The 11,430-nt window shown below is 61.2% G+C and carries 6 protein-coding genes and 1 tRNA gene; 2 read left to right on the forward strand and 5 right to left on the reverse strand.

Annotated elements, in window-relative coordinates; genetic code table 11:
* From HMPREF2927_RS02895 to HMPREF2927_RS02905, 3 genes are all read right to left on the reverse strand, one after another.
* Window positions 1-73, reverse strand: a tRNA-Met gene (locus tag HMPREF2927_RS02895).
* Window positions 74-375: 302 nt separating this feature from the next.
* Entirely contained in the window at window positions 376-3,519 is a 3,144-nt protein-coding gene (locus HMPREF2927_RS02900) for a UPF0182 family membrane protein (RefSeq protein WP_070685353.1), read from the reverse strand.
* Window positions 3,520-3,791: 272 nt separating this feature from the next.
* Window positions 3,792-5,015 (reverse strand): YlbL family protein, encoded by a 1,224-nt coding sequence (locus tag HMPREF2927_RS02905; RefSeq protein ID WP_070685355.1) that lies wholly within the window; start codon window positions 5,013-5,015, stop codon window positions 3,792-3,794.
* 309 nt (window positions 5,016-5,324) lie between these two features.
* On the opposite strand from HMPREF2927_RS02905, the gene HMPREF2927_RS02910 reads away from it, so the two are divergent.
* On the forward strand, window positions 5,325-6,785 hold the full coding sequence (locus HMPREF2927_RS02910) for a zinc-dependent metalloprotease (RefSeq protein WP_070685356.1): 1,461 nt from the start codon (window positions 5,325-5,327) through the stop codon (window positions 6,783-6,785).
* Between the two features lie 175 nt (window positions 6,786-6,960).
* Here HMPREF2927_RS02910 and HMPREF2927_RS02915 read toward each other — a convergent pair whose 3' ends face one another.
* A complete protein-coding gene (locus HMPREF2927_RS02915) occupies window positions 6,961-7,599 on the reverse strand; it encodes a M48 metallopeptidase family protein (protein ID WP_070685357.1) in 639 nt (212 codons plus the stop codon).
* Window positions 7,583-9,514, reverse strand: coding sequence for an ATP-dependent helicase (locus tag HMPREF2927_RS02920; RefSeq protein WP_070685358.1), 1,932 nt, complete (start codon window positions 9,512-9,514; stop codon window positions 7,583-7,585). Before HMPREF2927_RS02920 ends, HMPREF2927_RS02915 begins: the two co-directional genes overlap by 17 nt.
* Before the next feature lie 327 nt (window positions 9,515-9,841).
* On the opposite strand from HMPREF2927_RS02920, the gene HMPREF2927_RS02925 reads away from it, so the two are divergent.
* Window positions 9,842-10,843, forward strand: a complete 1,002-nt coding sequence (locus HMPREF2927_RS02925) for a phosphotransferase (RefSeq protein WP_070685359.1) — start codon at window positions 9,842-9,844, stop codon at window positions 10,841-10,843.
* Window positions 10,844-11,430 lie beyond the last annotated feature (587 nt).

Consider the following 11,430-nt stretch of genomic DNA (forward strand, 5'->3'; position numbering starts at 1 on the left):
TGCGGGGACAGGATTTGAACCTGCGACCTCCGGGTTATGAGCCCGGCGAGCTACCGAACTGCTCCACCCCGCGGCGACTCATATAACTATACAGACCCGAAACCGGGCGCGCAAGCTAAAATCACGATTTGTAACCAAGCACACAAAAATAGAGGCTGTGGGTCAATAATAGGGGCTACGGGGCAGTACCAGGGGTAGAACGTACAGGAACGGGGTGGAAGCGATTGCTTCCACCCCGTTCCGCCAGAGACCGCTAGAGGTAGCCAGTAGGAGCCATACCCAGCGCAGGCTCCGGTTCTAGAGCGAGGACGCTAGACCCGTGAGCATCCGGTATGGGCTACTCCCCCGCTGTCTCTTAGGCTTAGCCTCTTAGTCTTAGCGAGAAGCCGAGGCGCTGGCGCTGGGCTTCGCGCTTGCGGGGGCGCTTGCAGAAGCCGCGGCACTGGGAGCTGCAGAGGCGCTCGGAGCCGCAGAGGCACTGGGCGCTGCCGAAGCCTTAGCGGAAGCCGCGCTCTGCGCCTCCTCAGCCTCCAGAGCCTTCTTCACGGCTGCTTCCAGACGCTTCTGAGCCTCACCGTAGGCAGCCCAGTCGCCCTTCTTCATTGCCGCATCAGCATCGGTCATCGCCTTCGAGGCATCCGTCAGAGCCTGCTTCAGCTCCGAAGACTGCGAAGCCGACGAACCGCCGGTCGAACCTCCGGTCGAAGCGCCCGAAGAACCAGAAGCCGAGGGGCTGGCCGACGCCGAACCGTCCAGCTTCGCACCCGAAGAGCCACCGAACACCTGGTTCAGCGCCTCCTCCAGAGTCGGAGCGAAACCGACCTTATCGCCGAAGCTCACCAGCACACGCTGCAGACGCGGGTACTTAGCGTCACCGCTCGACTGCACGTACACCGGCTGAACGTACAGCATGCCGCCGCCCACCGGCAGAGTCAGCATATTGCCGTTAATAACCTCAGACGAACCGCGGCGCAGCAGGTTCAGCTGGTTCGACACCTCAGCATCAGAGTTGAAAATGTTCTGAGCCTGGCCCGGACCCGGAACCACCGAAGAACGCGGCAACTCCAGCAGACGCAGCTTGCCGTAATCGGGGCTACGCTCGCCGTCCTTACCGGTACCGGCATCACCGTTAGCGGCAAGGAAGCCGTACATCACGTTACGAGAGTTCGAATCGCTCTGCTGAGGAATGAACGTGGTCGTCAACGAGAAGTGCGCACGAGAATCCCCGGGCATCTGCAGGGACAGGTAGTAGGGCGAAATCAGCTGGTTACGATCATTAGTCGGGTCATTCGGAATCGACCAGACATCGTCACCGGCATAGAAGCTATTCGCGTTCGTCACGTGGTACTTATTCAGCATGGTGCGCTGAATATTGAACATGTCAGTCGGGTAACGCACGTGGCTCATCAGCGAAGCGTTCATCTCACGGTAGCTCTTCACCGTGCCAGGGAAAACACCCTGCCACGCCTTCAGCACCGGATCCTCCTCATCCCACGCGTACAGGGTTACCGAACCGTCATACGCGTCCACGGTAGCCTTCACCGAGTTACGGATGTAGTTCACCGAGTTAGAACGCTGAGCACCCGCAGCGGTTGCCGCGTCCTGGGAGCTACCCTGCGCGTAGGGGAACTGATCGCTCGTGGTGTAGGCATCCACGATCCACTGCACGCGGTTATTCACAATCGCCGGGTACGGCTTAGAATCCACGCTCAGGTACGGCGCCACCTTACGCACACGATCCAGCGGGTTGCGTTCGTACAGGATCTGCGAGCCCTCACGCACCGCATCCGAAAGCAGAATGTCAGAGGACTGGAACTTAATCGCGTAGGACAGGCGAGCCAGCAGCGAATCAACGCGAGGACCACCGTAACCGGCGAAAGTGTACTTCGCATCGGAGGCGTTGGTTTCCTCAGCGGAAAGCGGACGGTCCAGCTCCAGGGTGTCGCCCTTACCGCCCACAATCGAATACTCCGGCGAGCTCATGCCAAAGTAAATACGCGGCTCATAATCCTCGCTCAGGGAACCGGTCGCTTTAATACCGGACTGCAAGAACTTCGGGTTACCCGCAGAATCCACCTGGTTACCGTAGGCGGCAATCACGCCGTAACCGTGGGTGTACACCACGTGGCGGTTATACCAGGAATCGCCGCTCGTCTGCGCCGGGTTGAGCTCACGAGCCGCCAACACCGTATCCTGCGTGGTGTTACCCACCGAATAGCGGTCCACCGACAGCTGCGAATCAAAACGGTAGTACGGACGGAACTGCTGCATCTGAGCAAACGCCGAGGACACAACATTCGGATCCAACAGACGGATATTCGCAATGGTCGCGCTCGAAGAGCTCAACGCACCGGCACGGGTATCAATCGTCGCGTCATACGGAGTGGTCTCAATCTTGTCCAGACCGTACGCGTAACGGGTCGCATCAATATTGCGCTGAATAAACTTCGACTGAGCACCCTGCTCATTCGGAACCACCTGGAAACGCTGAACAATCCACGGGTACAGGCCGCCAGCAACCACGGCAACAATCACCAGCATCGCGGTGCTAATCAACGGCAGACGCCAACGATTTATCGAAGCCGCCACCACAAACATGATCGCCACCAGCAAAGCAGAAATCGCCAAAATAGCGTTCACCGGGATCGACGAGTTCACATCCGTGTACATTGCGCCAGCCCAGCGGCCCACCTGCTGCTGAGTCGAGGAATAACGATCCAGCCAGAAGCTCACCGCACGAGTCAGCAAAAACACAGCCACCACAATCGCAGCGTGACGGCGGAATGCCGACGTGGTACTCACACCACCGGGCTGAACCTTAATACCGCCGTAGAAGTAGTGCATGAACAGACCCGCGAGCGCCGACAGCACCACAGCGGAGGTCACCAGAGTCACCACCATGCGGAAGAACGGCAACGCAAACAGGAAGAACCCGTAATCCAGACCGAACTCGGGGTCAGTCTTACCGAAGGACTGCTGGTTGAAGAACAGCGCGACGGTGCTCCACTGAGTCATCGTCGCCGAAGCAATGAACAGGCCCAGCAGTAGCGGAACCGCAATCAGCAGAACCTTACGCGCCTTATCCACGCTCTCGTGGTAGCGGCGCATGCTCTCCTCAGCACGCTGCTGACCAAATACGTCACGAAGCATCTGCTCGGCAGCATCCGTGCCGCTGGTCGGTACGCTCTGATTCGGGTTCGGCGCCTCCTGCGGCTCCTTCTCGGACGCCGGCGCCACATCAGCATGACGGACCGCGTAGGACATCGAAGCCCACAGCGGCACAGCAATCACCACGGCAGCCACCACAAACACGGCTGCCTTCAACAAAATCTGGGTAGTGAACACGGTGCTATAACCCAGCTGATCAAACCACAGCCAGTCCGTGTACACCTGGGACGCACCCACAAAAGCAGCAATGAGCACCGCCACCACAGCAATCGTCGCCCTCAGGGGGCTACGACGCTTAGGCGTTGACTTCTTCGGCTTGGGATGCGCGGTGTTATTGGTCGACTCAGACACAATTCCTCGCTCATCATACGTTCAGAGAAAATAACTTCCTTTAAGTATCTCAGAGGTAACGCAGAAGGGCAGAACCTCGTAGAAGCTCGGGGCGAAATATGACCGGTTGAGAGGTTTTGGGGCGCGAAATGCTGAGATGAGAGGTGCTGGCGAGGATTACGGAGACGCAGACGAGGACAGAGAATAGGGCACAGAACAGCCCCGGTACCGTAAAGTACCGGGGCTGACTTCTACGCTATACGGGTGAGAACCTTGCGGAGAAAAACGTTATGTTAGGAACCGCAGCGGGGCAGGGAATCATCCGGGGTGCCGGACTTAATCGCCTCCACCGTCTTCACCGCCTCATCCAGGGTCGACACCGGCACAACCACCATCGTGCCGCGCACCTGACCGGCGTGATAGTAGTTGAACAGGTCGGGGTCCTGCGCCTGCATCTTCACAATCGAATCGCAGTTCTCCTTAGGCGCCAAGAAGTAGCGCGCACCGTAACGGCCCGTCGCCAAAATCTTGTACTTGATGCCGCCAATTGCGCCGACCTTACCGTTCGCATCAATCGTGCCGGTACCCGAAATGTAGCTGCGGTACGGGTCGCCTCCGGCGTCCTCATCGGCGAGCAGAGTACCCTCGCTCAGCTTATCGACCGTGCCCAGCGCCAGCATCAGACCCGCACTCGGGCCGCCCACACCGTCCAGGTTGTACTGCACGTGTGCCGGCAGGTCATAGCTCTGCTTCAGGCCAGCGCCCAGAATCCAGCGGCTATCGTCACTGGCACGAACCGGGGTCAGCTTAAAGGTCTGCTGCTTGCCGTCACGCTCCACGGTCACGTCAATCGCCGAACCGTTCGACGCATTCACAGCCTTCGGAACGTCGGTGAGGGTCTCAATCTGCTTCTCCCCCACCTTCACGATGCGGTCATCAGCCTTCAGCGCGCTCGCCGCCGGGGAACCCTCCACCGTGGAAAGCACCTGAACCTTCTCGGTCACCGGCATCTTCAGCTGGCGCATTGCCGCGACCTTCGCCTGAGTCTGCGAATCAGCCATCTGCGCACCGGTCGCTGCCGTCGCCTGCTCATGGCTCACATGCGGGTACAGGGCATCGGTCGGCACCACGAGGCTGCGGTTACCGTCAAACGCCAACCAGCCGTAGAACGCCTCCGCACCGGACAGCTCAGTGTAGGGACCACCCGAAACCGACACCGTGGTCATGTTCATCTTGCCGAACGTCTTATAGCTCGGCGCACCCGAGACCTCAATGACGTCCTTCTCCTGGTAGGTTCCGAGCACGTCAAAGAGAGGGCCGGGGCCCTCCTTCACATAGGAGCTGGGCAGCACAAAAGCACCAGCCAGCAGGGCGCACGTCGCCACAGCGCTCACCGAACGCAGGTTCACACGGCGCGGCGCAAAACGCGAACGGCGCTTAGCCGCCTTCTCATTACTCTTCACGCTCGCGGAGGCGGCGTTCGGCTGCTGCTCAGCATCGGGGGTGGACTTAGTCATGGTTTCTACAGTACCGGATAAACCTACTTTTCAACACGCGCGCGGGCACCCTCACCCAGCTAAAAATAGAGCAACCACGGGGCGTTTACTCTCTTGCCCCCGCTCTTGCCCCCGCCGCACTGTGTCAGCACCCCGAGGTTACAGCGGCACGAAAAAGCTCCCAAACCCCGGCGCCAGAGACAAGCTTGTGAGCCCTCAGCTGATTAACCCGCATCCACAGCGGTGGCGCGGGAAATTCTCAGCAAAAATCGGTAGGCTGGACAGCGAGCGGGCCAGCTACGCCCACCCCCGGATTACGAAAGGCTTCACATGTCTGAGAACCCCACCGGCGGCGCCTCCAACGAGCGCGACCCCCTCGAAGAATTCCTTAAGAAGATGCAGGAGCAGGGCTTCGACCCCTCCGCAGGGGCAACCGGCCAGGGCGGCAAGGGCGCCTCCAACGCGCAGAACCCCTTCGGTGCGCTCTTCGGTGAAGGCGGCCAGAACCCCTTCGGCATCAGCATCGACCCCGAAGACCTCAAGAACATGGGCATGGGCTTTGACCCCGCCATGATGCAGAGCATGTTTGCGCAGGTGCAGGCGATGTTCTCCGGCGCGGGCGCATCCGACAGCCCCAGCGGCGTGAACTGGGATAGTGTGAAGAACCAGACCCGCCAGATGCTCGCCGCCAAGGGTGAAGACCCCTCCGTACCCGAAAACCTCAAGCGCGCTGTAGAAGACGCGGCGAACCTCGCCGACCTCTGGCTGGACGCGGTGACTATCGTTGAACGCCACAACCTGCCGGTGCAGGCGTGGTCCAAGGCGGAATGGGTTGAGCATTCCTTCGACTCCTGGCGCGAAATGGTTGAGCCCGTCGCCGCCGAAGTTACCCAGTCCATGGTCATGCCCGGCGCACCCGAAGACGTACCCGAAGAGATCTCGCAGATTCTCAACAGCGGTTTCTTGAACAACATTGGTTCCGTAATTTTTGGTGCGCAGATGGCACAGGCACTCGCGCAGCTCGCCGGTGAGGTGTACTCCTCCACCGACGTGGGCTTCCCCCTCGCGCCCGGCTCCTCCGCGCTGCTGCCCAACGGCTACCAGCAGCTCGCCGAGAGCATCGAGGTTCCCCCGCAGGAGGTCCTGCTCTACCTTGCCGTGCGTGAATCCGCGCTGATCCGCCTGCACAAGGCAAACCCCTGGCTGCGTGAAGACCTGGTTCAGCTCGTGGCGCGCTACGCCCGCGGCATCCGCGTGGACATGAACCGCATGCAGGACGCCGCATCCCAGGTGGACATGAGCAACCCCGACGCCGTACAGGAAGCATTCGAAGGCGGCATGTTCAGCCCCCAGCGCACCGAAGACCAGGAACTGGCGGTACAGCGCCTGGAGGGTCTGCTCGCCCTCATCGAGGGTTGGGTGTCCGTCGTGACCGAGGATGCGACCCGCAACCTGCCCAAGGCACCGCAGCTGACCGAAATCATGGCGCGCCGCCGCATCGACGGCGGCCCCAGCGAGCAGGTCTTCGAGAACCTGGTCGGCCTGGAACTGCGCCCGCGCCTGGTGCGTGAGGCACAGCAGTTCTGGCGCTGGTACGAAAACTCCCACGGCATTGAGGCGCGCGACGGCCTCTGGGACACCCCGGAGACCCTGCCCACCCCCGCCGAGCTGGAAGACTTCACTGCATACGATGCGCGCATGAACGAAATAAGCCTGGACGATGTGGACTTCGACTCGGAGCTGCAGAAGCTGCTGGACGGCGGCTTCGGCGACGCGCCCGAAGAAAAGTAGAGCTGAGCGAAGTAAAGCTGAGCGGCGAAAGTAAATAGCTGACACCTCGAGCGGGGGTGGCTTGTGTATTCACAAGCCACCCCCGCTCGAGTGTTTTGGTTGAGTGTTCGGTTGGTTTTTGATTCTTTGACTTTCGAGAAGCGCTTTAGCCGGCTGGATTTTAGCTGGCAGGATTTTAGCCGGCGCTGTTTTCGCCGCGCTCGCCCTCAGCACGTTCACCCTCAGCCCGCGAGCGCCCCAACGCGTACCCCTCCAGGTAGGCCTGCGCCCGCAGCAGCTGCGGGTAGCGCGCCTCCAGGGCACGGAACGCCGCCGAATGATTCGGCTGCAGCAGGTGGCAGAGCTCGTGGTGAATCACCGAATCCAGCACGTACTCGGGCACGCCCTGCAGCTCCGAGGAGATGCGGATCTGCGTGTTCGCGTAGGTTGCCGAGCCCCAGCGCTGACGCTGGTTGCTCACCCAGCGAATCGACAGCTTCTCGAGCCTGCCCGAGGCAACCAGCTCCGGCAGGTTCTTCTGCGCCAGGTGCAGGGCGCGGGAGCGCAGGTATTCGTCCGTGACCGTCAGCTGAGTGGCACGCTCACGGCGGGCGGCACGACGCTGAATGCGCGGCAGCAGGCGGGCAATATGCTCGTCAATCTCTTCGCTCGTACTCGCGGCGGGAATGAGCAGGCGGTAGGCGGGGTTGCCGTGCTCGTCCACGCCGTCACGCTGCATGCTGATGGTGCGGGTGCGGCGCGCCGAGCGGACCAGCTCAATCTGCGGGCGGTCCTCGGTGGCGGGCAGAATCTCACGCTTAAAACGCTGAGCCATAGTCTCCTCTTCCCTTCGACGAACGGCGGGGCTGTGTTGAGCGAGGCTGTGTTGAACGCTGGCTATACGACGAGCCAGCACTCTCAGCCCTGCGGCGGCGCTTCGCCGGATCAATATCGTCCAGGAAACGCGAACGCTTACGCTGACCGCGACCACCCACGGTGCGGGTCATCGTCCAGGTCAGCCACAGGTACTTACGGGCGCGCGTAATACCCACGTACAGCAGGCGGCGCTCCTCATCCACCTCATCCGGGGTGGTCGCAAAAGTAATGGGCATGAGGCCCTCGTTCAGGCCGCACAGGAACACGGCGTCCCACTCCAGGCCCTTAGCCGCGTGCAGGGAGGCGAGGGTTACGCCGTTGACCTGCGGTGCGTCGTTGAATTCGCTGCGGTGGTTCAGGGTCGCCACCACCTCGTGTATGGTCAAAGGGAGCGGCTCGGGCACGCCCGGGCGAGGATTCGCGCGGTGCTCCTGAAGCTGCTCTTGGCGGTGCTGCGCCATCATATCCACCATATGCACCAGGGCGGCGAGGGACTCCCACTTCTGGCGGGTGGCGCCTCCCGAAAGGGGGCCTTCCTCCTTATAGCCGAGGCCGCCGAGCACATCGCGGGTGTAGCGGGTGACGTCCTCGGTACCGTCCGTGGACTTCGCCGAACCGCGCAGGGCAAGCATCGCCTGCTTGACCTCGGGGCGCTCAAAGAAACGCTCCGCGCCACGTAGCTGGTACGGAATGTGGGCGGCAGCCAGCGCAGACTCAATCGCCGCCGATTGCGCGTTCGTGCGGAACAGCACCGCAATCTCCGAAGGCGGCACGCCGTCCTTCTCAATCAGGTCGCGGATATCCTCGGCAATGCCGGCGGCCTCCTGCTCATCGTCGGCATAGCCGAACCACTCCACATCCACGCCGGGGCCGCGCTGAGACATCAGCTCCAGCGGCGGCGCCCACGAATGCGGGCTCGAATCCGGATGCGGACGACGCGCCGCCAACAGGCGGTTCGCCAACTCCACCACCTGCGAATGGGAACGGTAGTCGCGGGTCAGCTTCACCGTGTGCGCGCCACGGTACCGGCGTGCAAAATCCAGCAGGTAACGGCTGGTCGCGCCGGTAAAAGAGTAAATCGTCTGGGAGGCGTCGCCCACCACGCAAATATCGTCGCGGCCGCCCAGCCACACATCCAGCAGACGCTGTTGCAGCGGGGACACGTCCTGGTACTCGTCCACCACAAAATGGCGGTACTGGTTGCGGACGGTTGCGGCGAGCTTCTCGTCCTCCTCCAGCATGGCGATGGTCAGCAGCAGCACGTCCTCAAAATCGATGAGGTTACGCTCATCCTTCAAATCCTCATACGCCTGGAAAATACGCTGCATATTCTGCGGGGTAATCGCCGAGGGCAGCTGCTTCTCACTCAGACGCTGCATGATGGTGTCCGGGGTGAGCAGCTGAACCTTCGCCCACTCAATCAGCGACGCCAAATCACGCAGCAGGGAACGGTCCGTACTGATGCGCAGACGGTTCGCCGCCTCCGTAATGAGCGCTGCCTTATTCTGCACGATGGACGGGAACGTACCGCCCACCACCTGCGGCCAGAAATACGCCAGCTGACGTAGCGCCGCCGAGTGGAAGGTACGCGCCTGCACGCCGTGCGCACCCAGCTGGTGCAGGCGGGTGCGCATCTCCTCCGCAGCACGCAGGGTAAAGGTCAAGGCGAGTACGCGCGGGCCCTGGTAGCGACCAATCGCAATACCGTAGGCGATGCGGTGCGTAATCGCACGGGTCTTACCTGTACCGGCACCGGCGAGCACGCGCATGGGCCCGTCAAGCTCGGTGGCGACCGCACGCTGATCCGGGTCAAGCCCGGCAAGAATATCGTCTGCGGAGATCATATGCTGAGGCTGTTGAGGTGTGGCGGTCATAATACTCCATCAGTAAGGCGGGCGGTGCGGGCAGGCGGCGTGTGCTCGCGCGGGCATACGGACGTGTGTGTATGCGGGTGCCCGAGGCGGTGATAGCCGGTCTTCCATTGTATTCTCCCAGACTGTGTTCTCCAGACCTGCCGCGGCTTCTTGGCTGTTGCTTTCGTTCAGGGCGTGAGGAACCCGCCTCTTTTGGAGTGGGCAAGTAGAAGCTCAACGGGCAGCGCAGGCGAGCACGTTTAGGCTTATCCACAAGTATCTTCACCACTTGGCATAAAGATCCCAAAAACTACTAAACGGCACACATTGGTTTGGTAACCTTAACCCGTGACTTTATCTCCCCTTCAGCTAGCAGCCATTGTCTCCGCCGGAGTGCCCGGAATTTACCCCGTCGGCGCCGAACCGGTCCGCGAAGACAGCGACGACTTCGACTCGGCAATCATCGCCGACTCCACCGGTCGCCGCTGGCGAGTGCGCGCCCCGCGCCGCCCCGACGCCAGCATGCGTCTGGAAGCTGAACACCTCATCCTGCAGTCGTTCAGCCCCGGCCTGCGCGCACGACTGCCCTTCGCCGTACCCACCGTCGCCGGCACCGTACCCTACGCGGGCGGCAACGTGTTCGTGTACACGCACATCCCCGGTACCATCTACGACGTGGACCAGCTCGCCGAGCTGAGCCGCCGCGAAGTTGCGGCAAACCGCCCCTCCCTGGCATCCATCATCGCCAAGGACATCGCGACCCTGCACGTGATGCCCGAAGACATTATTTACGAAGCCGACCTGCCTTCCTACTCTTCGGAGCAGATTCGCCTGCGCAAGAACGCTGAGCTCGAGCGTGCCGCCGCAACCGGCAAGGTGCCCGCCGACCTGCTCGCGCACTGGCGTACCGTGCTCTCCCCTGGCCCCATGTGGCAGTTCCGCCCGCGCGTAGTCCACGGTGACATGGGCGCCGAGAACCTCGTACTGCACGTCACGCCCTCGACAGCTCGCATCGTGGAGGTCACCGGCTGGTCCGATGTGCACGTGGGCGACCCCGCGCAGGACTTCGCCTGGCTGTACTCCTGCCAGGACATCGAATTCACCGACGAGGCAATCGAGGTGTACCGCCAGCAGATGCCTCAGCTGCCCGACGCCTACCTGGCGCAGCGCGCGAACTTCTACGCAGAGTTCGCGATCGCCCAGTGGCTCACCCACACCGTGGAGGTTGGCGACCGCGACGGCGCAACCCACGCCGTGTCCATGCTCCTGGACATTCAGGACGACCTGCGCGCCTCCGGCGAACTGCTCGGACAGGAGGAGGTCGGTCCGCTGGTCGGCCCCGCCGAATAGATATTGGTCGGCCCCGCCGAGTAGCTCATAAGGTAAGTAGCCGCCAGGTTGTTGCCAGCCAGGTGTCACCTGCCGCATAGGTTTTTCAGTTCAGCCCCGCAGTACCGCGCTGCGGGGCTGAACTGTATCTACTGGGCTGTATATCTACTGGGCTGTATATCCACTGCCTCGCGCCCGGTGAAACTAGCTCTCCTGACTGTCTGTCACTGACTGTCTGCCAAACCGGCGGAACTATGCCTATAAGGGCTAGTGGAGGGGCTTTAGTGGGCTTTTTGCCGAAATTTCTTTAAGTGTTTCCCCTCACCTTTTGAGCACCAGTTTTGCATTTTTGTGCATGAATGACTCAAATTAAGGCTGAGACTTGAAGGTGTGATAAAGGTGTTATTCACAATATTTCCCGAACCCAAATACGTCATAAACCCACATAAACCAACTTTTGATTTCAAGAACCCACAGAGCCTCAACTCTACCTTGAACTATGCTCAAAATAGTGCATTTTAGGGTAAAAACTTACCCCGTAGATTTTTTCAAAAACTCCTGGAATACTTTTGCTGTGCCGCGAGAAAACCAGCGGACACACTCCCCAT

This window comes from Rothia sp. HMSC061E04 (assembly GCF_001813685.1).
GTDB lineage: Bacteria > Actinomycetota > Actinomycetes > Actinomycetales > Micrococcaceae > Rothia > Rothia mucilaginosa.

Excerpts from the sequence above, each read along its gene's own strand:
- HMPREF2927_RS02905 (WP_070685355.1), bottom strand. The coding sequence starts at position 5,015 with ATGACTAAGTCCACCCCCGATGCTGAGCAGCAGCCGAACGCCGCCTCC.
- HMPREF2927_RS02910 (WP_070685356.1), top strand. The coding sequence starts at position 5,325 with ATGTCTGAGAACCCCACCGGCGGCGCCTCCAACGAGCGCGACCCCCTC.
- HMPREF2927_RS02915 (WP_070685357.1), bottom strand. The coding sequence starts at position 7,599 with ATGGCTCAGCGTTTTAAGCGTGAGATTCTGCCCGCCACCGAGGACCGC.
- HMPREF2927_RS02920 (WP_070685358.1), bottom strand. The coding sequence starts at position 9,514 with ATGACCGCCACACCTCAACAGCCTCAGCATATGATCTCCGCAGACGAT.